This window comes from uncultured Psychromonas sp. (genome assembly GCF_947489755.1).
Classification (GTDB): Bacteria; Pseudomonadota; Gammaproteobacteria; order Enterobacterales; family Psychromonadaceae; genus Psychromonas.
On sequence record NZ_CANLFB010000003.1, the window covers coordinates 50,623 to 73,206 of the forward strand.

The 22,584-nt window shown below is 35.8% G+C and carries 20 protein-coding genes; 4 read left to right on the top strand and 16 right to left on the bottom strand.

What is annotated here, in order from left to right:
• Positions 1 to 124 precede the first annotated feature (124 nt).
• From Q0794_RS02490 to yegQ, 8 genes are all read right to left on the bottom strand, one after another.
• Positions 125 to 904, bottom strand: coding sequence for an ATP-binding cassette domain-containing protein (locus Q0794_RS02490; protein ID WP_298939930.1), 780 nt, complete (start codon positions 902 to 904; stop codon positions 125 to 127).
• A gap of 2 nt (positions 905 to 906) precedes the next feature.
• Positions 907 to 1,917 (bottom strand): oligopeptide/dipeptide ABC transporter ATP-binding protein, encoded by a 1,011-nt coding sequence (locus Q0794_RS02495; RefSeq protein ID WP_298939931.1) that lies wholly within the window; start codon positions 1,915 to 1,917, stop codon positions 907 to 909.
• Positions 1,917 to 2,807, bottom strand: a complete 891-nt coding sequence (locus Q0794_RS02500) for an ABC transporter permease subunit (RefSeq protein ID WP_298939932.1) — start codon at positions 2,805 to 2,807, stop codon at positions 1,917 to 1,919. Before Q0794_RS02500 ends, Q0794_RS02495 begins: the two co-directional genes overlap by 1 nt.
• Positions 2,794 to 3,771 (bottom strand): ABC transporter permease subunit, encoded by a 978-nt coding sequence (locus Q0794_RS02505; protein WP_298939937.1) that lies wholly within the window; start codon positions 3,769 to 3,771, stop codon positions 2,794 to 2,796. The genes Q0794_RS02500 and Q0794_RS02505 overlap by 14 nt, the downstream gene beginning before the upstream one ends.
• 1 nt (position 3,772) lies before the next feature.
• Positions 3,773 to 5,377, bottom strand: a complete 1,605-nt coding sequence (locus tag Q0794_RS02510) for an ABC transporter substrate-binding protein (RefSeq protein WP_298939938.1) — start codon at positions 5,375 to 5,377, stop codon at positions 3,773 to 3,775.
• 133 nt (positions 5,378 to 5,510) lie between these two features.
• Positions 5,511 to 6,785 (bottom strand): MATE family efflux transporter, encoded by a 1,275-nt coding sequence (locus Q0794_RS02515; RefSeq protein WP_298939939.1) that lies wholly within the window; start codon positions 6,783 to 6,785, stop codon positions 5,511 to 5,513.
• Positions 6,786 to 6,841: 56 nt separating this feature from the next.
• On the bottom strand, positions 6,842 to 7,090 hold the full coding sequence (locus tag Q0794_RS02520; protein ID WP_298939940.1) for a YfhL family 4Fe-4S dicluster ferredoxin: 249 nt from the start codon (positions 7,088 to 7,090) through the stop codon (positions 6,842 to 6,844).
• 33 nt (positions 7,091 to 7,123) lie between these two features.
• A complete protein-coding gene (yegQ, locus tag Q0794_RS02525; RefSeq protein WP_298939941.1) occupies positions 7,124 to 8,482 on the bottom strand; it encodes a tRNA 5-hydroxyuridine modification protein YegQ in 1,359 nt (452 codons plus the stop codon).
• A 267-nt stretch (positions 8,483 to 8,749) separates the two neighbouring features.
• Between yegQ and proQ the strand changes: the two genes are divergently transcribed.
• The 3 genes from proQ (at position 8,750) to Q0794_RS02540 (ending at position 13,117) form a co-directional block, all read left to right on the top strand.
• Positions 8,750 to 9,379: an RNA chaperone ProQ gene (gene proQ / locus Q0794_RS02530; RefSeq protein WP_298939942.1), complete on the top strand. Its 630-nt coding sequence runs from the start codon at positions 8,750 to 8,752 to the stop codon at positions 9,377 to 9,379.
• Between the two features lie 12 nt (positions 9,380 to 9,391).
• The gene (prc, locus tag Q0794_RS02535) at positions 9,392 to 11,386 is read left to right on the top strand and encodes a carboxy terminal-processing peptidase (protein WP_298939943.1); all 1,995 of its coding nucleotides are present in this window, start codon (positions 9,392 to 9,394) and stop codon (positions 11,384 to 11,386) included.
• A 69-nt stretch (positions 11,387 to 11,455) separates the two neighbouring features.
• A complete protein-coding gene (locus tag Q0794_RS02540; RefSeq protein WP_298939944.1) occupies positions 11,456 to 13,117 on the top strand; it encodes an AMP-binding protein in 1,662 nt (553 codons plus the stop codon).
• Positions 13,118 to 13,299: 182 nt separating this feature from the next.
• Here Q0794_RS02540 and Q0794_RS02545 read toward each other — a convergent pair whose 3' ends face one another.
• Positions 13,300 to 14,040 carry a UDP-2,3-diacylglucosamine diphosphatase gene (locus Q0794_RS02545; RefSeq protein ID WP_298939945.1) on the bottom strand — a complete coding sequence of 247 codons (741 nt, stop codon included), beginning with the start codon at positions 14,038 to 14,040 and terminating at the stop codon, positions 13,300 to 13,302.
• Positions 14,041 to 14,045: 5 nt separating this feature from the next.
• Positions 14,046 to 14,540 (bottom strand): peptidylprolyl isomerase, encoded by a 495-nt coding sequence (locus Q0794_RS02550; protein ID WP_298939946.1) that lies wholly within the window; start codon positions 14,538 to 14,540, stop codon positions 14,046 to 14,048.
• 287 nt (positions 14,541 to 14,827) lie between these two features.
• Between Q0794_RS02550 and cysS the strand changes: the two genes are divergently transcribed.
• The gene (gene cysS / locus Q0794_RS02555; protein WP_298939947.1) at positions 14,828 to 16,225 is read left to right on the top strand and encodes a cysteine--tRNA ligase; all 1,398 of its coding nucleotides are present in this window, start codon (positions 14,828 to 14,830) and stop codon (positions 16,223 to 16,225) included.
• Between the two features lie 208 nt (positions 16,226 to 16,433).
• On the opposite strand, the gene Q0794_RS02560 is transcribed toward cysS, so the two are convergent.
• The 6 genes from Q0794_RS02560 to Q0794_RS02585 form a co-directional block, all read right to left on the bottom strand.
• On the bottom strand, positions 16,434 to 16,613 hold the full coding sequence (locus tag Q0794_RS02560) for a DUF2496 domain-containing protein (protein ID WP_298939948.1): 180 nt from the start codon (positions 16,611 to 16,613) through the stop codon (positions 16,434 to 16,436).
• The gene (gene priC, locus Q0794_RS02565) at positions 16,606 to 17,169 is read right to left on the bottom strand and encodes a primosomal replication protein PriC (RefSeq protein ID WP_298939950.1); all 564 of its coding nucleotides are present in this window, start codon (positions 17,167 to 17,169) and stop codon (positions 16,606 to 16,608) included. Before priC ends, Q0794_RS02560 begins: the two co-directional genes overlap by 8 nt.
• On the bottom strand, positions 17,154 to 17,936 hold the full coding sequence (locus Q0794_RS02570) for a TSUP family transporter (protein WP_298939951.1): 783 nt from the start codon (positions 17,934 to 17,936) through the stop codon (positions 17,154 to 17,156). Before Q0794_RS02570 ends, priC begins: the two co-directional genes overlap by 16 nt.
• 1 nt (position 17,937) lies before the next feature.
• On the bottom strand, positions 17,938 to 19,995 hold the full coding sequence (gene dinG / locus Q0794_RS02575; protein ID WP_298939952.1) for an ATP-dependent DNA helicase DinG: 2,058 nt from the start codon (positions 19,993 to 19,995) through the stop codon (positions 17,938 to 17,940).
• Between the two features lie 181 nt (positions 19,996 to 20,176).
• On the bottom strand, positions 20,177 to 20,812 hold the full coding sequence (gene narL / locus Q0794_RS02580) for a two-component system response regulator NarL (protein ID WP_025563139.1): 636 nt from the start codon (positions 20,810 to 20,812) through the stop codon (positions 20,177 to 20,179).
• A 107-nt stretch (positions 20,813 to 20,919) separates the two neighbouring features.
• Entirely contained in the window at positions 20,920 to 22,431 is a 1,512-nt protein-coding gene (locus tag Q0794_RS02585) for a histidine kinase (protein WP_298939953.1), read from the bottom strand.
• Positions 22,432 to 22,584: the final 153 nt, after the last annotated feature.

Below are 22,584 nucleotides of genomic sequence, written 5' to 3' on the forward strand. Positions count from 1 at the left end.
CAAAATTGTTGATTACTGATAAACGTATTTGATAATAAGATGACAGTAAAAGGTAAATATTGATAACTATAATTTAGCGATAGGGTAAAGTATCTTTTTTTATGATAATTTTGTCAACTATAAGTTACTTTCTGTAGTCTGGTTGGTGCGTTAATAGTAAATATTTTGTTTGTTCTTGTTGAGGGTGCTCACAAATAGTTGCTGTTGAGCCTTTTTCTATTATTTTTCCCTGATGCAATACCATAATTTGATCACTCATGTGTTTCACTAAATGCATGTTGTGAGCAACAAAAATATAACTTGTACCTTTTTCTCTCTGAATTTTAAGTAGCAAATTAACGATTTTAAACCTTAATGAGATATCTAATGTTGTTAAAATTTCATCTGCTAAGATGATGTCGGGGTCTAAAATCATCGCACGTGCAATCGCGACTTGATGCTTTTGAACACTAGACAACATATTAGGAAAGAACGCTAAATAATCCGGTAGTAACCCAACCAGCTTTAATGTTTCAAGAATTTTCTCATGTCGTTCAGTTGCATTCTTATTGGTGTTTAATTCTAATGGTGCATTGAGGATTTTACCTACCGTCATTTTAGGATTCAATGAACTGCTTGGGTCTTGAAATATCATACGAATAGATAAACAGCGTTGTTGAGAACTAAGAGATTCGAGAGGTTCACCTTTTATAAATATATTACCTGATGTTGCTTTTAATACGCCCGCTATGGTTCTTACTAAAGCACTTTTTCCTGAGCCACTTTCACCGACTACTGCTAATGTTTGTCCTGCTTCAATAGTAAAGCTAACCGGGCCGTAGGCTACTTTTTCACGCGTAGTAAATAACCCAGAAGGTTGTGTGAAACTTTTACAAAGATTAGTAACTTTTAATAATGACGGCATAATTAACTCAGTTTGATTGGATAATGACAGCGAAAACTATGACCTTTCTTGATCGTCAAGGTAGGGTTTTTGACACAAATACGTTGTGCTCTCGGACATCTTGGTCCTAAACGGCAACCAATGGGTAATTGATTTGAAGAGGGAATGTTACCCGGCAACGTATAAAGCTGTGCTTTATGCTCATAGATTTCTTCATTATTGATCATTGTTTTAAGCATTGCTTGCGTATAAGGATGCATTGCAGAACCCATAATTTGCTTATACGAACCAGATTCAACTGTTTGCCCACAATAAACTAAGGTCATGTAATCTGATATGCCACTTGTATTGGCAAAATTGTTACTTAATATTAGCAATGTCGTATTGTTTAATTGATTAAGCTTGTACAACAAACGGAATATTTGTGATTGTGTTACGGCTTCCATTGATGTTGTCGGTTCATCGGCAATAATTAATCGAGGGTTGTTAGCAATCGCCATCGCAATCATGACCTTTTGACATACACCTTCAGATAGTTGATGAGGATAACAGTTTAACACTGCTACATCATTTTGAATGCCTACTTTATGTAATAACTCTTTAATTTGTAAACGTCTTGACGAAATATGAACTCGTTTTATTTTACTTAAAATTCGTCTAAAACGCTGTTGCATTGTTTTTTTGGGTAAAACAGATTCTATTTGAGTATGTATTTTTTGACTGGGATCTAAGTAAGAACTTGGTTCCTGAAAAATCATTGATATTTCAGTCCCTAGAATCTGGCGTCGTTCTTTTTGTGATAATTTTGATAGGTCTGTTTTACCTAAGAACATACGGTCAGCCGTAACCGTCCAGTTGCTGTTATGCAAACCTAGTATGGCCTTAGCAATTAATGTTTTACCTGAACCTGACTCACCGATTAAACCGTGTATTGAACCATCGACAATATTCAATGAGGCTTTATCGATAACACGAATTTTGCCCTGTGCCGTCTCAATATCAATACTTAAATTTCTGATATCTAATAATGCCATTACTCTTCTCCTTCAATAACAGCGTGACGAAGGCCTTCTGCAAAAATATTCACGATAATGATCACGAGGAAAATAGCTAAGCCCGGAAAGGTCACTAACCAAGGAGATAAATAAATAAGCTCCATACTATTGGCAATTAATGAGCCTAATTCTGTTTGTGGTAATTGAGCACCAAACCCTAAAAATCCCAATGTGGCAATTTCGATAATAGACATAGTGAATAGACGATTAAGGATAGTAATCGTTGGTTCTAAAATATTAGGTAAAATGCCATAACGGAATAACCGTGTTTTTGTTGCTCCGTCTAATTGTAAAGCAACGATGTATTGTTTACTTAGTTCTTGTTCAATGACGATGTAGCTGGCTCGTATAAACTGAGGTAAGAGTGAAAGTCCAATGGCAATTAAACAGTTGCTATAACTAGGCCCAAAAATAGTAATCAATATTAATGCCGACAATAAAGAAGGGATCGCTAACAGGGCGTCTAATAAATGATGTAAAACACTGGCTTTAACACCTTTTGTTAATGCCGCTCCTGCGCCAATTACCATTCCTAAAAAAGCGACAAAAAAGGTAATCGTTAAAGCGCCACCCAGTGTAAATTGCAATCCCTGAAATAAACGAGATAGCGTATCTCGTCCTAAATCATCCGTCCCTAATATATGATTTATATTGCCGCCTTCTGCCCAGTAGGGAGGGAGTAACATACTTTCAGGGTCTTGCGTTAAAGGGGAATGTGGCATAAACCAAGGTGATAAAATAGAGGAGATAATTAATATAATCATCAACCACATTGCGACGACCGCAATACTTTTACCTTTAAAAATAGACCAGATATAACGCAATGGTGATTGAATTTTATCTTCATTAAACCCGTTATTTATCAACATATAACGAACCTCTTCTTAGTGGGCTAATGAGTACCATAAAGATTTCTGTGGCGATACTGAATATTAAAATAAAGCCGCTGATAATCAACATACCCGCAGGAAGCACTAGATAATCGCCAGACTTTAAGGAAATGAATAACCATTTTCCAATACCGTTTAGGTTAAATACAATTTCTATGGTCATAGCGAACGAAAGAATAGTACTTAATTGTAAACGTAATTGGGGAATAATGGGGGGGAGTGCGTTCTTCAGTGCATGAGTGAAAACGATTTTAGTTCTTGAAAAACCCTTAGCGTAAGCAGTTTGTATATAGTTGCTGCGCATCACCATGGTCATCGAATGACGTGTCAAACGAACTATCTCTGCAATTAAGAAAAAGGATAATACCAAGGCCGGTAATATTAAGTGGGCAACGCGGTCAATAAAAGCGAAAACACCGTATTGTTGAGTCACCAATAAAGTATCGATTAATAAAAAGCCAGTGACCACTGGAATGTCATACACTAAACTTAAATTGCCATCGACGGGTAAAATATCACCGCCGATACTCGGTAATAAAATAGCCATCACCCCAACCCAAAACACAGGTAATGCAAGGCCGACAATAGCAATGGTCATGATCATATAATCAAGTTTTGTATTTCTGAATAACCCTGCGAGTAATCCTAGCGGGATAGCCATTAAGCTTGAAAATAATAAAGCAACAAAACAGAGCTCTAAGGTTGAAGCAAAAAAGACGAGTCCACGTTTTAGTAAACCATGTTGGTCAATTGAAGAGTAACCAAAATTACCATTGATAATCTGCCATAGATAAGAGAAATATTGGGCAATATAATTTCTGTCATCTAACGTTGCCATTGCGTGGCTTATTGTCACTGTCCGATCAATTATAAAAGCAATAATCGTTAAAATAAGTGCAGTGATTAATAGTAGGTTTAAACGTCTGATTAAAAATGACAGCATATTAATTCAAATCTTGTTTAATGGCATTCTGAAAATTAATGCCGGTTAATGGATTAACTTCTACATTCAAGATCGATTTTGAAATCGCATCTAATCTTAAAACATGTGCAATAGGTAAGTACGGACGTTGACTAAATACTTCATCTTGGATGTGATAGTAGTTTTTAATACGTTGTGCGAAATTAGATTCAGTTAATGATTGGTCCAACAGTACTTGTGTATTCACCGAGCACCATTGGCTGCTGTTGCCTGTTTCTGGCGTAGAGTTACAACTGAGTAGGGGTCTGAATATACTGTCGGGATCATTGATATGAACGTTAATGCCGGTTAGGTAAGTGTCATAATCCCCGCTGTCTAGTTCAGCTTTTAATGCGATTTCATTTAAACTTTCAATACGACTTTTAACGCCAACAGCGGCTAAATTAGCTTGAATTAATTCAGCCGTTTTATGAAAGTTAGGGTTAAATACATCTGCTCCGTCAGGCAGTAAAATGCGCAGTGTTTGTGAGAAATCAAAGTGTCGATCTTTTAATGTTTGTTCTGCCTGTTCTGGGTTAAATAAATCGTTATCAAAACGTGGCTTTAATGCCCATGATTGTTTACTTAATAATGTTTCTGTTTGTATTGCACTTTGAAAATAAACCGCGTTTAAAATAGTTTCCGTATCGACAGCTTGGGCTAAGGCTTGTCTAATTTTTGGGTCTTTCAGCTTGTCTTGTTGAGTGTTGAATGCCCATAATGAAATGTTCGCGGTAGACTTACTGTTCAATGTGATGTTTTTATTATGGCTAATGGTTTCTAACTGGCTAGCAGCAGGGTACGAGATAGCATCACATTCACCAGATAATAATTTAGTATAACGTTTCGTCGCACTTGGATTAGTGAAGAAAATAAGATTTTCGATATTAGTCATCGATTGCCAATAAAGATCATTTTTTGTATAGCGAATGGTACTGTTATTATCAAAGCTCTTGAATTTAAATGGCCCTGTGCCGATCGGCTGAAAATCAATTTTTTCTGGATGTCCTTCTTTTAGTAACTGTTCACTATATTCCTTAGAATGGATGACTGCATAATGTGCCGCTAAATTAGCGATTAAAGTGACATCTGGTTTTGATAAAACAAACTCAACGGTATCTTCATCGATTTTGTTTATTGCAGATAATAAATTAGTAAAAGGGTGGTTATAGAAGTAATTTACTGATTGATTATTAACAGTATGGTAAGGGCTCGTTACATCTAGCATACGATTGAAACTAAACAACACATCGTCTGCATTTAAAAATCTAGTTGGCTTAAAATAATCAGTTTCATGAAAGCTGATGTTATTGCGTAATGTAAAACGGTAACGCAATTTGTCATCACTACGTTCCCAGCTTTTCGCTAAGTCAGGTACAAACTCATTAGTTTTAGAGTCGATTTTTACTAATCGGCTAAATATTTGATGCGTTGTTGCATCTAAGCTCGCGATGTCATCGCTAATTTGGGGATTAAATGACGTCGGCTGACTATCAGTACAATAAATAAGCGTATTTTGTGTCAGCGCTTTATTTTGATAACAACCACTGAGGCTGACAATTGAGAACAATAAGCATATTAAACGCATAGTGTTTGCTATTCCATTAGAGTAATAAGGCTAATTTAACATTTGATAAGCTGAAATAAAATATTAAATATCAGAAGGAGAGGTTAACTCGGTAATTTAATGAAATTAATACAATAAATTCATTCGAATTGAGCTAATTATAATCTAATTTGCGCAGTATTTGATAGCATATCGTAATGGCAATGATAGCAAATATAACACTGCCTAATGCTTGGCCGATTAATATGCCTTGAGCACCATAATAATAAGCGCCAATACTCACAAAAGGAATAGTACCTAACGACATTTTTGCGAGATTAAGGGTACTTGCTATTTTTGGATGCCCCACATTATTCAAAAATGACATCGCAACTAAATTCATGGCAACAAAAATAAAGCTAATACTAATATATTGGCAGAAAAATCGAATCATAATAGCTGCCCCATCCTGCGCATTAAACAAGGTAACCAAATATTCTTGTAATAAAGACAGCGCTAATGCCAATACAAACACATATTTAATAATAAAATTAAGTGATTGGTTTAATGTTTTTCTAACACGTTTGAATTGCGTTGCACCAAGATTTTGGCTAATGATTGGTCCAATAGCGCCTGGCATTGCAAATAGCATCATAAAAACAACAGGGATTAATCGACTAATGATAGCCCAGCCAGCCACAAAGCTTGGTCCAAATTTAGCTATTTCATAGGTAATGTAAAGTTGGCTAAGCGGTGTTGCCATTTGTGTGAGTGAAACGGGAATCGCCACTTTTAAAATATTTTTAGCTTGCTGTTTAAACGCTGTAAATCCAATTTTGGTTATAAATTTAGCCTTGAGCAATAAATAATATGCCGCAAGCAATAACATCGCGCTTTTAGCGATTAAGGAAGCAAAAGCAGCACCTTTAAGGTCCCATTCAAAATAAAAAATCATTAAAGGGTCAAGAAGAATATTGACTACGCCTGCGGTAACCGTGCAATACATGCCTAACTTTGCTTTACCTAATGCACGTAATGTTGAGGTTATTTGCATACCAAGTGCAATGATAGGGAATGCGAACAGCGTGATATTTAAATAATCATTCGCTGCTTGTAATTCGTCACCTTTGGCGCCTAATAATGTTAATAAGCTATTTGTGTTACAAAAAATAAGCAAGCTAACTAGTAAGCTAAAAATAAAGGTGAGTAGATAGCAAGTCATTGCTGCTTGCTTAGCTTGTTGATATTGTTGTTGTCCAATCATTCTTGCGACAACTACTGAGTTTGCAATCATCATTGCGATGGTAATAGACGTTGTGAAAAACAAAATCGCAGCAGCGTAGCCAATGGCAGATAAAAGTAGAGGTTGATTTAATAAACTAATAAAGTAGATATCAACAAGATCGACAATAAAGAAGACACTCAATCCAATCACATTGGTGAGTGCCATTTTTATAATGTGTCCGGAGATATCTCCTTGTGTAAATTTAGCGGTTAACGACACCGTTAATTAACGTATAAAGTAGCGAATTTATCTAACAACTGTTGTTGTGTTTCTTTGTTATTAGGGTCAACAATAATACAGTTAATAGGACAGACAGCGACGCAAGTTGCTTTTTCATAAAAACCAACACACTCAGTACAAAGATCTGCATTTATTTCATATATTTCTGCACCAAATGTGATTGCTTCATTTGGGCATTCTGGATCGCACATATCGCAATTGATACAGCTATCTTCTATTAGTAGAGCCATTTTATAGTAGTACCATTTTATAACTAAGCCATCTTATTTAGAGTGCGGATTGCGGGTATCGTTACCTTCAACAAGATTACGCATTAATAACCCATGGTTTAAATCAATTTCTTTTGGCACTGGGATATATAAAGTATGGCCAGAGCCTGGCGCAACATCGACTAATTCGCCTTTGCGGTTATGTAGCTCTTCAAGTTTAAAGTTGATATTACCTTGTGGTGTCATTAATTCTAGTTTGTCACCGACTAAAAATTTGTTTTTAACGTTAACTTCAGCAAGCCCTTGAGCATTACGTCCCATTATTTCACCGACAAACTGTTGTGTATCACTGACAGAGTAACCAACATCATAATTTTGATATTGGTCATGAGTATGGCGGCTTAAAAAACCTTCGGTATAGCCACGATGTGCCAAGTTCTCTAAAGAACTCATTAATGATGGGTCAAAAGGGCGCCCAGCGATTGCATCATCCATTGCTTTACGATAAATCTGCGCAGTACGTGCACAGTAATAAAAGCTCTTGGTACGACCTTCAATTTTTAATGAATGAACGCCTATTTTTAAAAGTCGCTCTACATGTTGAATCGCTCGTAAATCTTTTGAATTCATTATATAAGTGCCATGCTCATCTTCAAAAGCGGGCATATATTCACCAGGGCGACCTTGTTCTTGTAACAAAAATAGTTGATCTGTTGTTTGCCCGCTACCTAAGGTAGGCTCAACGGGCGTAGGTTCAGCAGGTTGGATAGCAACAATATCACCGGTTTCATTTTCTGTCGCTTCATGCGCATCATATTTCCAGCGGCATGAGTTGGTACAAGTCCCTTGATTTGGGTCTCGTTTATTAATATAGCCAGATAATAAGCAACGTCCTGAATAAGCCATACATAACGCACCATGAACAAACACTTCAATTTCAATCTCAGGACAGTGGTAACGTATATCTTCGATTTCATCTAGTGATAGTTCACGAGATAAAATGACGCGTTCAATACCTTGTTGATACCAAAACTTAACGGTTGCCCAGTTGACAGCATTTGCTTGTACGCTTAAATGGATCGGCATATCAGGGAACACGTCTCGTACCATCATAATTAAGCCAGGATCAGACATAATTAATGCATCTGGTTTTAAATCGACAACAGGTTTCATATCGCGGATAAATGTTTTTAGTTTAGAGTTATGAGGTTGTATATTACAAACTACATATAATTTTTTACCTTGAGCATGTGCTTCATTAATGCCAATCTGTAATTTTTCGAGATTAAATTCATTATTTCGTACGCGTAAAGAGTAACGAGGCTGACCTGCATAAACAGCATCTGCTCCATAAGCAAAAGCATACCGCATGTTCTTTAAAGTGCCTGCTGGCGATAATAATTCTGGTTTCATTTGTCTCTCTTAAGTAATAATGTAGGCGTAATATTGAAAAATTAAGCTAAATATACTACTTGTTTTTCTAAAAAAGGTGTAGAAGAAGCTGATAAACCTTAACTTTTCATAATAAATATCAATAAATTGACGCGAATAGGTTCCTATAACAATAATTCGGTTCACATTTAATAAACGCAACACTATACTACCGAGTAATTTTCTTAATGATAATCAGAAATTTATTCTGGATATCTTTCAACATCGTTTTTAAATATTAGGTTTTACATGGAAATCACAGAAAAGTTTACAAATAACAAACAAATCATTGCCTTCTTAACAGAACAGTTTCCTGCTTGTTTCATCGCTGGTTCAGAATCTGCAAAACCATTAAAAATTGGTGTGTTCCAAGAATTAGCAGCTCGTTTAGAAAATGAACCTCGTGTAAGTAAAACACAGCTTAGAGGTGCATTACGTCAATACACTATGAGCTGGCGCTACCTTCACTGTGTTAAAGCGGGTGCTAAACGCATCGACTTAGACGGTGTCGAGGGAGATGAAGTGTCACAAGAGCATGCAGACCACGCTCAATTGTCGCTAAAAGAAAGCAAAGAAAAAGCATTTGCTAATAAGAAAAAAACAGACTCAAATAAAGCGCCTGCCCGCGCTGCTAAAAAAGTATCTGTGCCAAGTCGTAAAAAAGAGGCGCCTAAAAAAGTAGCTAAAAAACCTGAAATTGATTTAAGCCAATATAAAGAAGCTAACCATAATGAACTAAAAGTGGCGCAATCAGTCAAAGTTCTTTTAGGTAAGTCTCCAGTCTCTGCAACCGTAGTAGAAATTTTAAAAGAAGAAGTACAAGTACAACTAGACTCAGGAATGGTTGTGAAAGTTAAAGCTAAGCATTTAATCGTATAAAAGGTCTTTTTAATGAAAAAACTCTTTCGTCATGCATTAATTCTCTCTCAGTTATGTTTTGTCGGGGCGACATTTTCCGCCACCGATAGTGTCACTTTAAAAGATATTCCACAGTTGAAGCAAGAATCTCAACATGCAAAAGTGGCGAAAAGAGTGAGTGACTTATTCAGTCGCTCTCATTACAAATATATTCCTTTAAACGATGAATTATCTGCCAAGGTATTTGAGCGTTATATAGAGCAATTAGACTTTAATAAACAAATTTTCATGCAAAGTGATATTGATGATATGAAAGCATATCAATTCACTTTTGATGATAATTTGAAGTTTGGTCAATTAGATTCGATCTACGCAATTTATCAACTTAACTTAACACGTCGATTTGAACGTTATACTTATGCATTATCTTTATTAGACAATGAAATTAAGTTCGATACAGAAGAAGAGTATCAATACGATCGAAGTGATGCAGCTTGGGCTAAAGATAAAGCAGAGTTAGATTTGCTTTGGCAAGCTCGTGTTAAATCCGATGCATTGACATTAAAATTATCTGATAAAAAGTGGCCTGAGATTAAAACGTTATTAACTAAACGTTATAAATATGCTCTCAAACATTTAACGCAGACGGAAAGCGAAGATGTTTTCCAAACATTCATGAATGCTTATGCATACACGATTGAACCACATACAAGTTACTTATCTCCTCGTAATGCTGAACGTTTTAAAATGGAAATGAATCTTTCTTTAGAAGGAATTGGTGCCGTTTTACAACTTGAAGATGATTACACGGTTGTACGTAGCCTTGTACCTGGCGGTCCTGCTGATAAATCTAAACTATTGTCAAAAGATGACAAAATAATCGGTGTTGGTCAAAAAGGTGAAAAAATTGTTGATGTGGTTGGATGGCGTTTAGACGACATCGTTGAATTAATCAAAGGTCCGAAAGGCACCACAGTTCAACTACAAATTCTATCGGGTAAAGCTGGCGCTGTTAATAAAGTCATCAATATCGTACGTGAAGAAATTCACCTTGAAGACAGAGAAGCTAAATCATCAGTAGAAGTGATTGATGGTAAAAATATTGGTGTCATCACTATTCCAAGCTTTTATATTAATCTTAGTGAAGATGTTGACCGTGAGTTAGCTGCATTAGCTAAAAAAGATGTTAAAGGTATTGTGATTGATTTACGCAACAATGGTGGTGGTGCATTAAGCGAAGCAACATTATTAACAGGGTTATTTATTAAAACAGGTCCTGTTGTGCAAGTAAGAGATAGCCGTCAAGAAATCTCTGTTCAAGTAGACGACAATGAGTCTATTTCTTACGATGGTCCTCTCACCGTATTGATTAATCGTAATAGTGCTTCTGCATCAGAGATCTTTGCTGCTGCATTACAAGATTATGGCCGAGCTATTATTATTGGTGAGCAAAGTTACGGTAAAGGGACGGTTCAACAACATCGTCGTATTGCGCGTTATTACGATACTAATCAAGATGCTGTCGGTTCAGTGCAATATACCATTGCAAAATTTTATCGAATTAATGGTGGAAGCACACAAAATAAAGGTGTGATTCCTGATATTGCTTTCCCAACTGGGATCGACCCTAAAGATACAGGCGAAAGTTTAGCGAAGAATGCGTTACCGTGGGATAATGTTAAATCAGCAAAATATAATAAAGTTGATGATCTACAAGAACAAATAAAAGAACTAACATTAGATCATAAGAAACGTATTAAAGATGAAATCGAGTTTAGTTATCTAGCCGATGATATTAATGAATATATACTTGAAAAAGATAAAAAAAGCATTTCATTAGTTGAAAAAGATCGCGTCTCTGAACGAGAAGCAAATGAAGCAGATAACCTAAAACGCACGAATGAACGCCTTAAGCGTGCAGGTTTAAAAGAAGTTAAATCATTAGATGATTTACCAGATGATTTTGAACCTGTTGATGCATTTTTAATTGAAGCTGGCCACATCACTTTGGATTATGCCAACCTATAGATAATCGATCGGTATTAAAATAAAAACCGACTTCTATAGTCGGTTTTTTTATTTTAGTAGGAATTGATTATGTTTAAACCTTGGTTAGATAAATACCCACCTGGTATTAGTAGCGATATTAACGAAAAAACACTAATTAACCTAGTTGATATGTTTGAACATTCATTCGATGAATATGCAGATCACATTGCTTTTATCAACATGGATGAAACGTTAACCTACAGAGAGTTAGAGTCACAATCGCGTGATATAGCGACTTATCTGCAACAAACCTCCCAATTATCAAAAGGTGACCGCGTTGCAGTAATGATGCCTAACCTTCTACAGTATCCTATTATTTTACTGGGTATATTAAGGTCGGGCTTGGTTGCTGTGAATGTTAATCCTTTATATACCGCTTCAGAATTAAAACATCAACTTAACGATTCTGGTGCTAAAGCCATATTTATCGTTTCTAATTATGCGCAGACATTAGAGAGTATTGTTAAAGAGACTGACATTGAGCATGTGGTATTAACTAAAATCGGTGATGCATTGCCATTGATGAAGCGTAAATTAGTTAACTTTATCGTTGCTTATGTCAAAAAAATGGTCCCTAAATTTAAATTACCAAGTGCGAAGAGTTATCGAAATGCTCTAAAAGAAGGCGCAAAAGGTCAATATATTCGACCTGTTATTAATTTGGATGATATCGCATTTATACAGTACACCGGTGGGACAACTGGGTTATCTAAAGGCGCTGTCATGTCTCATCGAAATATGGCGGCAAGCCTTGCACAAGCAGATGCAGTCTTTGGCTTAACAATTGAACAAGAAACAGAAATGATTGTGACTGCCTTGCCTCTCTACCATGCTTTTGCGTTAACTGTAAATTGCCTATTCTTTATTAAAAGAGGGGCGACCAACTTACTTATTACTAATCCACGCGACTTAGATACCTTCATTAAAACCCTGAGTAAATATAGGTTTACTTACTTTACTGCGCTTAATACATTATTTAATGCGTTATTAAACCACCCGAAAATAAATACCGTTGATTTTTCTCATTTAAAAATTACGCTGGCGGGGGGAATGGCCACACAAACCAAAGTTGCTAAAAAATGGAAAGAAGTGACTGGCAGTACGGTTATTGAAGGATATGGTTTAACTGAATGTGCACCGATGGTTAGTGTTAACGCGTATAACGTTGAAGTACATGATGGGTCTATCGGACTTCCCATGCCGGGCACTGATCTGCGATTAATAAATGATCAAAATGAGGTCATCGAAGCCGTAAATTGTGTTGGCGAGATCGAAATTAAAGGCCCGCAAGTCATGGTCGGTTATTGGGGGAGCCCAACCGAGACAGAAGAGGCATTTAATGATGGTTGGTTTAAAAGCGGTGATATAGGATTGTTTAATGAAGATGGACTTCTGTATTTGGTCGATCGTAAAAAAGACATGATATTAGTCTCTGGTTTTAATGTTTACCCTAATGAAATTGAAGATATAGTGGTTCAGTTGGATGGTGTGCTTGAAGCTGCGGTTATTGGCATTGACGATGAAGCAACAGGTGAAAAAGTTAAACTGTTTGTTGTATTGAACGATCATAAGGTCACGGTTGGAAACATTAAAACCCATTGTGCGAAATATTTGACGCGCTATAAGCAGCCTAAACTAATAGAGATTGTGACTGAATTGCCTAAAAATAATGTCGGAAAAGTATTACGGCGTTTATTAAAGGAAAGGTAGGTGTTACTCAGTGATCAGATTTTAGTCAGAACTAAGAACTAAGAACTAAGAACTAAGAACTAAGAACTAAGAACTAAGAACTAAGAACTAAGAAATAAAAATAGGAAAGCGAGTTAATTTATATTATTTAAATAATATTGTTTAATAAATTAACTCGTTTAGCCTCTGTAAATGACGCAGTGTTATTGCTGGTAATAATCTATCGGTAAAATAACTAACTCAACACCCTCTGGATTAGCATCAACAAAACTCAAGTTTGTGAACCAATCCCCTACATCAAAGCGCTGTGCTGCTTGCTCATTAACCGTAAAATCATGAACAAAAGCTTGGTGAGTATGACCGTGTATTAAACGTTGTACTTTATGATATTCCATTAAACGAATGACTTCTTGGTCAGTAACGCCCATCATATTAGTATTTTTATACACTTTTTTAGATTGGCTCGCTGTGCGGATTTTCCATCCAATACGTTTACGTAATTTTAACGGTAAACAATTAAATATAAACTGTAATATTGGGTTATGAATGACTTTGCGCATACGTTGATAATTTTTATCAAATAAACAAAGTGTATCACCGTGCATGATTAACGTTTTTGTACCGTATAAATCTATTTCAGTGTGCTCAGGTAACAAGGTCATTGAAGCTTGTTTTGCATAACGTTTACCGATCATAAAATCACGGTTTCCGTGTATATAGAATATGTTGGCATTATTTTTTTTAGCAAAACTGGTTAGCTTTTGCGCCACTTCATCCATTAAAGGTGTGTGTTCATCGTCTCCAATCCATACTTCAAACATGTCGCCTAAAATATAAAGCGTTTCTGCATTAGTTGCTTCTTTTTCAAGAAAAGAAAAAAGAGCATCGGTGATATGACGATGATTCTCGCTGAGATGTAAATCTGCAATGAATAAAGTGCGCATAGTAACTACGCTACTGTAACACTAGTGATAACAACGTCATCTAGTGGCACATCTTGATGTACGTAATGTGCATTACCTGTTGCGACGCCTTTAATTTTATCAACTACATCTTCGCCTGCAGTTACTTTAGCGAATACACAGTATCCCCAACCATCAGTTGTTTCTGATTTAAAGTCTAAGAATTTATTATCGCCAACATTGATAAAGAACTGAGCTGAAGCTGAATGTGGTTCCATCGTGCGAGCCATTGCTACTGAATATTTAACGTTTGATAAACCGTTGTTTGCTTCATTTTTAATTGGCTTTTGGCTATCTTTTTCTTCCATACCCGCTGCGAAACCGCCACCTTGAACCATGAAACCATCGATTACACGGTGAAAAATGGTGTTGTCGTAATGGCCACTTGTTGCATATTTAATGAAGTTAGCAACCGTTTTAGGTGCTTTTTCTTCATTCATTTCTAATGTGATGTCGCCAAAGTTTGTATGTAAAGTAATCATTATAAAATCCTATCCTAAAAAGAGTCTTATTGTACCTTAATAGCAATGAAATTAAAAAGATGCTCGCTCTCACGTATTCAAATCGAGTCCTTGTTAGTGATGATTTTTAAAGAAAAATAACTCTCTTTTTTATTTCATACTGAGTTAATATTCATTTTAGAGCATAATACTTGAGCAGTTGATGACTGCCTTCGATATAACCTGCTAATTCATTCCATTCAAAGGGTGAATTTGTCACTTTAGCAGGTTAGAATAAACTTTTTTACAGTAATCGCATTGGATGGAAAATGTTAAAAATATATAACACACTAACTCGTAGCAAAGAACAATTTAAACCCCTTGTTGAAGGCAAAGTGGGAATGTATGTGTGTGGTGTTACCATCTACGATTATTGTCATATAGGCCATGGACGTACATTTGTTGCTTTTGATACTGTTGCACGTTATTTGCGCTTTAGTGGTTACGACTTAAATTTTATTCGTAATATCACGGATGTTGATGACAAGATCATTAAACGCGCCAATGAAAATGGTGAAACGTGTGATCAATTAACTGCTCGCTTTACTGATGCAATGCATGCCGATTTTGATGCATTAAATATGATCAGACCTGATATTGAACCTCGTGTGACAGACCACATGCCTGAAGTCATTGAAATGGTAGAAGCATTAATTGCTAAAAAGCATGCTTACGTTTCTGAGTCCGGTGATGTGCTGTTCTCTGTTTCATCTTTTCCTGAATATGGCCAATTAAGCGGACAAAATCTAGAGATGCTACAAGCTGGATCTCGTGTTGAATTAGAAGACAGTAAACACGATCCGCTTGATTTTGTGTTATGGAAAATGGCTAAACCAGGTGAACCTGCTTGGTCATCTCCTTGGGGGGAAGGGCGCCCAGGTTGGCATATAGAATGTTCAGCGATGAATAAAAAACATTTAGGTGAAGTCTTTGATATTCACGGTGGCGGTTCAGATTTAAGCTTCCCACATCATGAAAATGAAATTGCACAATCATGTTGTGCACATCACGGTCAATACGTTAATACTTGGATGCATTCAGGTATGGTGCAAGTCGATAAAGTTAAAATGTCTAAATCATTGAATAACTTTTTTACGATTAAAGATGTATTAGATGTTTACGACAGTGAATCAGTGCGATATTTCTTAATCTCAGGTCATTACCGCAGCCAATTAAATTACTCTGAAGATAATTTAAAACAAGCTAGAGCAAGCCTTGAGCGTCTCTACACGGCAATCCGTGATATCGATATTACTGACATTACAACATCAGATGTTGCCGTTAAAGAAAGTAAGTTTTATCAAGGTTTTGTTAAAGCAATGGATGATGATTTTAATACGCCTGAAGCTTTGGCTGTATTGTTCGACCTTGCTAAAGAGCTTAACCGTGTTAAATCTAACGACGCAGACAAAGCAATACAGTTAGCAAGTATGTTAGTTAAATTTGCTAATGTATTGGGTTTATTAACACAAAATCCAGATCAATTTTTGCAAGGTGATAGTGGTTCAGACGATCAAGCTGCTGAAATTGAAGCGTTAATCGTTCAACGTAATACGGCAAGAGCCAATAAAGATTGGACTAGCGCAGATGATGCACGTGATAAATTAGCGGCTTTAAACGTAGTACTTGAAGACGGTGCTAACGGCACAACGTGGCGTAAAGTTTAAGCTTTGTAAATTGTAAGCTAGGCAGATTCAACCTTGAAGTGCATAGCAGACAGTAGCAACTAATTCTTTGTAATAAGTCCTTGTAATAAGTGACTGTAATAACGGTAAGCCTACAAAAAAGGAGAACAATAGTTCTCCTTTTTACTTTTAGTTTTAATTCCTAATAGCTACTTCCTATACCTACTTTCTAAGTCTCGCTTTAAACGTATCATTTATTCTGAATAGTTCGCTTATTTTTAAAGTCTGCTAATACAATTTCTAATGCTTGAATGGTTGTTTCTAATTCAAGTTCATTTTCTTCTAACAGTTGTATTAAATCGACTGCTAATTTTATTTCCTCTGGTGCTGTTTCCAGACCGGTATTTTGTTCATTTTTACTATTAGTCATTGTCTAATGCTTCCATCTTAAATTCTAATGATTGTGTGAACTCATTGCATTTTTGATAACGCTCTTTGAGTACGCCAACTCTGGTTTTATGTATTTCTTTATGTGCACTGGTTGCATCTCGATAAAGGGTATTTTCTTCATCTATCATGGTTAATAATCTTTTCTCATATTGATATTGGCGTTGTAACTGTTGGTATACTTTTTCTTGTTGTGTGGAGTAGCGTTTATACAAACCTTCCGCTTTACCTGCATCCAACTGGTTTACAATATTTAATAAAGCTGAAAACTGATTGATGAACTTTTCGCATTCATAATTAATGATGGTATTACCCATGCTTTTGGTAATGACGTGTTTTAAATGCTCAAAGGTTGTTTGTATTTGTTGACAGTAACCAGACAAGGTTAAGCTACTGGCGTTAAATAAATGCACTTCAAAACGAAATGACTTATTTTCTGATAAAGTGATTTTATTATCCCATTCTCTGCAACGCAAACTAAGCGCTTCAAGCTGTGTAAATAAAGCGTTTAAGTGTTTTAAGTCTATTGACTGAACCATGCGTTATATCCAAGGTTAATGGCCATTATTAATACAATAATAATGAACAAGGGGCGAATAAACTTAGCGCCAAAATAGATAGCGGAATGGGCACCAATAAAAGCCCCTAACATCAAACAAGCTCCCATGGTTAAACCGATTAGCCAATTGACTTGGCCGAAGTAGATGAAGGTTAATAGCGAAACAAAATTGCTGGTAAAGTTCATTGCCTTCGCGATACCGCTGGATAACAAAATATTTAAACGGTATAAACGCATATTTGAAATAACCCAAAATGCGCCCGTTCCTGGGCCTGATATCCCATCATAAAACCCTAAGATAACCCCTTGAATTCGTTGTTTAATTTTTAATAAATGTGTTTGCTCGGGTAAGGTATCATTATCAATTTCTTTAACGCGGCTAAATAAAGTATAAATAGCGGCAGCTAATATTACTAACGGGAGAAACTTATTGAGGAATTCTGTAGAAATGTAATTAACTAAAATTGTGCCGCATAAAGCGCCAATAAAAGTACTATAGAAACAATGCTTCCAAAACTGTGGATCAAACAACTTCTTTCTAAAGTAAGTAAAAGCAGCGGTGCCTGATGCAAAGCTTGCAGATAGTTTATTAGTACCTAGCGTTAAATGTGGCGGTAAACCAACGCTTAATAAAGTAGGGACGGTTAACATGCCACCTCCGCCGACTACAGCATCAATGAATCCTGCTACTAGGCCTACTAATGCTAATAGCATCCAACTGTTTGGATCTAATGCAAACTCGGTCATTTTATTTCTCTACGTTGAAAGCAAAAGGAGGAAGGGAGTCAATTAAGCTTTTGCCATATCGTTTGGTAACCACTCGTTTATCTAAAATAGTAATTTTTCCTGTATCTTCTTCTTTACGAATTAATCGACCGCAAGATTGTATTAATTTTTTACTGGCTTCTGGGATAGTGATTTGCATAAACGGATTACCCCCTTTCGATGTTATCCATTCTGCATGGGCTTCTTCGACAGGTGAGTCTGGCACTGCAAAGGGTAATTTAGTAATCATGAGATTGGTTAAGTAATGCCCTGGAAGATCTAACCCTTCAGCCAAACTGCCGGTGCCAAATAAAATACTCGTTAGCCCTTGATCACAGTTCTTTTTATGAGTGGTGATCATTTTAGTACGTGAGCTTTCACCTTGTACTAACAAAGAGGTTGGAAACTTTCGACGTAACTTATCTGCGACTAAATTCATTTGCCAATATGAAGCAAATAAAACTAAGTTACCTGCTTTGTCTTCTATTCGCTGTGCAATATTATCAATTAATTCGTTATCAAAGCCTTTCTCTGTTGGGTCATATTGCATCTTCGCGACATTCAATGAGATAGCAGGGTAGTCGAATGGTGATTTTAAGCGTAAGTATTGAGTACCATCATTATTTTTTAAACCGGCTTGACGCATAAAGTAATCAAAACTGTTTAATGAAGTTAACGTTGCCGAACATAAAATCACGCCCGCCGCTTGTGACCACAACATATATTCTAATAAACCACCGACTTCTAATGGGCTAGCACAGAGTGTGAATCCATCATTTTCGTTGTTTACCCATGCTGCAATAGGTGCTTGGTTTGTTGCTCTATCTTTTAGTAACATTTTCCATAATGATGCTAAGTTTTCTAAGCGCTGAATATAGAAACCTGTTTCGATTAAAATAGGCTCAGCGTCTGATAATTTAATACTCGCGTCTTTTAATTCTTCAGAGGTTATGTTCGATAACTTATTAACGGCACTTAAACACTTTTTTGTTTCTTCTTTTAAACTAATTAAAGAGTTAACAATAGGTTGTGGTACTTCACCCATTGAAAATCGATATTGATTCGATTTATTGTAGTCGAGTGGGTTATTTCTAAAATAGAGTTCAATGCTCTGTAAGTCATTCACCATTTCATTAGCACTTTCTAGCATATTAATACCAGGAGTGATGGTCGTTTGGCGATGCACAACTCGATTAACATGCGCACTGACTTGTTTTATTTTTTTAAGCCAATCTTGACTGGTTTTAATGTTGACGTTTGCGCTTGAAAAGTCACGCGAAATTTTTGGTAAGTGATGTGCTTCATCCAATACATAAAAACAAGCATCTGGCTCAGGTAAAATAACCCCGCCACCTAACTCTAAATCAGCTAACAGTAATGCATGGTTAACCACAATAACGTCTGCTTTGTTGATGTTATCTCGTGCACGATGAAACGGGCATTGACGATGATTCGCCAAGGCTTTTTTACAACTGTGTTTATCAGAAATGATTTGTTGCCAAATACGGCGAGGAATGGGCATTGGCCAACTGTCTTGATCGCCATTCCATTTCCCGTCTAAATAAGCATTTTTTAGTTTAGCTAATAATTCAGTATCGCCAGCCTGCGGTTTTTCAGCGAATAATAATGTTTGTTCTGGATCATTCGCTTGGAGATTTAATAATTTATGCTCACAACAATAACGTTGTCTGCCTTTTGCTAGCGTAAAGGTAAATTTATAATCGCTATGCTGAAGAAAGAAAGGCAGCTCTTTACTGATCAACTGTTCTTGTAATGTCACTGTCGCGGTTGAAATAATAAGTTTTTTGTTAAGTCTTAAGGCGACTGGTAAGCCGGCTAAAATATACGCTAAAGATTTACCAATACCTGTTCCGGCCTCTGCCACTAAAATACGACGTGACTTATCGTAATTTCCAGCTAATACTTTTGCTATTTCTGCGACTAAATAGTTTTGAGCTTTACGCGCTTTGAATTGCGGTAATGATTGAGTAATAAGCTCGTAGTTAGTACGAATTTCTTTTTTGAGTGAGTCTGAAAGCATAAATTTTTTGTATTCTCGGTGCATTAACAAACAGAATAGTAAACGAACAAAAGCAAAAAACCTTTATTTCGGGAGTTTACCAAAATAAAGGTTATTTAGCTGCGATAATATCGCTATATGTTATTTCATAATATTGCTATTTGTTATCTCATAACACAGATCTTTTTTATTTTAATGCTGACTACTTAGGTTGCTCTAAGAATAAGACCGCCGCTTCAACCCGAGATTTAATGGCTAATTTTTTAAGTAAACTCTTAACGTGTACTTTAACAGTACCTTCAGAGATATTAAGATTTTCAGAGATTTCTTTGTTACTTAATCCTCGTGAAATTTCTTCCATGATTTGATTTTCACGGCGTGTTAATGTCGCGATTTTTTCTCTGATGTTGTTTTCTTGATCTAAACAATCTAAGTATTGTGTTAACCCTTCACTCACCACTAATTTACCTTGTTGAATGCGGTGTAAACTATCCAATAAGATTTCTGGATCGGTATCTTTTAATAAGTAACCGTCAGCACCTTGATTGATTAAAGAAATAACATCTTGTTTAGCATCAGATACCGTTAAAATTACAATTTTACTGGTGATACCATCATTTCGTAATGCTTTAAGTGTCTCTAAACCTGACACCGCTTTCATGTTTAAATCTAACAATACCATATCAGGGTGCTGTTTCTTTACCATGCTGACAGCTTCGATACCATTGGTCGCTTCGTCGATAACAACAAAGTTAGGGTCAATACTTAATAGTTGTGTAATGCCTTTACGCATAAGGGGATGGTCATCAACAACAATAACGGTAGATACATTGCTCATTTGTGATTCCTTTACTGGTGATATTTAAATTACACATACTAAAACAGTATAAATGCGAATTTAAAGTAATAATAAAAGTGAAATATAAATGATTTTTTAATAAAAAGCTAAATTTCAAATATAAGTTTTATTTCTGTGCCGACGGGTAAGTTTTTGATTTCTAAAATACCATTGAGCTCATTTGCTCTTTGGTTCATGATTTCTATCCCATAATGATTATCTTTGCCTGGTTTTTCTTCTATTCCGACACCATCATCACAAATAGTAATGATAACCTTTTGTGTAGCAAGTTTTTGGTCGATAACCACACAATTAATAACAATGTTGTCACAATTTGCATGTTTCATCGCATTTATTATCGCTTCTCTTATTATTTGTAATAAATGTATATGTTGATTGGCATGGGTTTGGAAGTTGGATTCAAATAATCCTAATTGGATTTTTGCAGCTGTTTGTTTCTGTAATTGAGAGGTCATAATTAACACCGCTTCTTTAAAATCAGAAACACTGATATTTAACCTGAAAGTAGAAAGTAATGATCGAAGTTGCACATAAGCATCGGTAACCGCTTCTTTAATATTACTGACTGAGCTTTTAACTTGTTCACTGTCTGCATTTGAGTCAATTTGACGATTTAATACCGTACATTGTATTTTAAGGAATGAAAGTGCTTGTGCAATAGAATCATGAAGTTCGCGAGCAATAACACCACGCTCATCCATTAATAATAATTTCTGTTCTTGTAAGCTGTATTCTTCTTGGTATAAAGCCCGGGCTAACAAACTACTAAAGCTAACAATGATAGAGGTGTTTTCATCCGTTGTGATTGCTTGAATATAGTTTAAATAACCATAAGGTTCGCCATTAATAATAATAGGGATACGCTTGTTATTTTTATCTTCTGTTGCACAGCCATAGTCACTGTCTATTTGCACACCGTTCACAAGCTCTAAACATAATTTTGTCAGGTGAGTTTGCTTTGCTAATGCGTTTAAGGCTTCAATAATAATAGGATGGGTTAATTTAACGGTGCTTAGTTTTTGAGAAATAGTGAATAAGAATTGAATGCTTTCATTGGCACTTTCTAATTCGGTTTTTTTATCGAATACTTTCTTTTGCATTGCCGCAATTAAAGATTCAAGTTCTGCTGACATGCTTTTTAAACCAGTTGAAACCACGCCAATTTCGTTTGAGTGATCTAAAAATTCGACATTAAAATGATGGTTAGAAATTGACAGTACATTTTCTTCTAATTGATTAAGCGGCGTGACGATGTATCGTCTGCAATAAACTAATAGAAATAATGAAATAAGTAATATAAATAAAAATACAACTATTTGAGAGATGAAGATAACCGACGCTTCCTTTTCTAATAGAAGGTCATACTGTTTTACCGTCAAAATAATGTTATCGACTAAATTTGCTAGCTGTGTATCCAGTTCAGCATCTGAAAGTTCACTGAATTTTTCTTGTAGTGCTGATAATTTAAATTTTAGTTCTGTGTTTGCTGAGTAGATATGAGTGACATCAAAAAACTTTCTTTCGAGTAATTTATTTGCAAGCAGTGGTGAGAACTTATTAAAAGAAGTAACGATGTCATCGCGATCGACTTTTTTCATATTGATGAAGTTTTGGGCCTCGTTTTTGAGAACAACTAAATTTTTAATGGCTTCTCTATTAATATTTTGACTGTGCGTTGTCGTAAGAAAAATAAAAATATGAGACCCTGATATGATTAATATCAGTAAAGCGATCGTTGTAATCACCTTCGT

Coding starts and splice junctions, on each gene's coding strand:
- prc (WP_298939943.1), top strand. CDS start 9,392: ATGAAAAAACTCTTTCGTCATGCATTAATTCTCTCTCAGTTATGTTTT.
- dinG (WP_298939952.1), bottom strand. CDS start 19,995: ATGCTTTCAGACTCACTCAAAAAAGAAATTCGTACTAACTACGAGCTT.
- Q0794_RS02520 (WP_298939940.1), bottom strand. CDS start 7,090: ATGGCTCTACTAATAGAAGATAGCTGTATCAATTGCGATATGTGCGAT.
- priC (WP_298939950.1), bottom strand. CDS start 17,169: ATGGTTCAGTCAATAGACTTAAAACACTTAAACGCTTTATTTACACAG.
- Q0794_RS02545 (WP_298939945.1), bottom strand. CDS start 14,040: ATGCGCACTTTATTCATTGCAGATTTACATCTCAGCGAGAATCATCGT.
- Q0794_RS02500 (WP_298939932.1), bottom strand. CDS start 2,807: ATGTTGATAAATAACGGGTTTAATGAAGATAAAATTCAATCACCATTG.
- cysS (WP_298939947.1), top strand. CDS start 14,828: ATGTTAAAAATATATAACACACTAACTCGTAGCAAAGAACAATTTAAA.
- Q0794_RS02515 (WP_298939939.1), bottom strand. CDS start 6,785: ATGGCACTCACCAATGTGATTGGATTGAGTGTCTTCTTTATTGTCGAT.
- Q0794_RS02510 (WP_298939938.1), bottom strand. CDS start 5,377: ATGCGTTTAATATGCTTATTGTTCTCAATTGTCAGCCTCAGTGGTTGT.
- Q0794_RS02570 (WP_298939951.1), bottom strand. CDS start 17,936: ATGACCGAGTTTGCATTAGATCCAAACAGTTGGATGCTATTAGCATTA.
- proQ (WP_298939942.1), top strand. CDS start 8,750: ATGGAAATCACAGAAAAGTTTACAAATAACAAACAAATCATTGCCTTC.
- Q0794_RS02540 (WP_298939944.1), top strand. CDS start 11,456: ATGTTTAAACCTTGGTTAGATAAATACCCACCTGGTATTAGTAGCGAT.
- yegQ (WP_298939941.1), bottom strand. CDS start 8,482: ATGAAACCAGAATTATTATCGCCAGCAGGCACTTTAAAGAACATGCGG.
- Q0794_RS02550 (WP_298939946.1), bottom strand. CDS start 14,540: ATGATTACTTTACATACAAACTTTGGCGACATCACATTAGAAATGAAT.
- narL (WP_025563139.1), bottom strand. CDS start 20,812: ATGAGCAATGTATCTACCGTTATTGTTGTTGATGACCATCCCCTTATG.
- Q0794_RS02490 (WP_298939930.1), bottom strand. CDS start 904: ATGCCGTCATTATTAAAAGTTACTAATCTTTGTAAAAGTTTCACACAA.
- Q0794_RS02505 (WP_298939937.1), bottom strand. CDS start 3,771: ATGCTGTCATTTTTAATCAGACGTTTAAACCTACTATTAATCACTGCA.
- Q0794_RS02585 (WP_298939953.1), bottom strand. CDS start 22,431: ATGAAAAAAGTCGATCGCGATGACATCGTTACTTCTTTTAATAAGTTC.
- Q0794_RS02560 (WP_298939948.1), bottom strand. CDS start 16,613: ATGACTAATAGTAAAAATGAACAAAATACCGGTCTGGAAACAGCACCA.
- Q0794_RS02495 (WP_298939931.1), bottom strand. CDS start 1,917: ATGGCATTATTAGATATCAGAAATTTAAGTATTGATATTGAGACGGCA.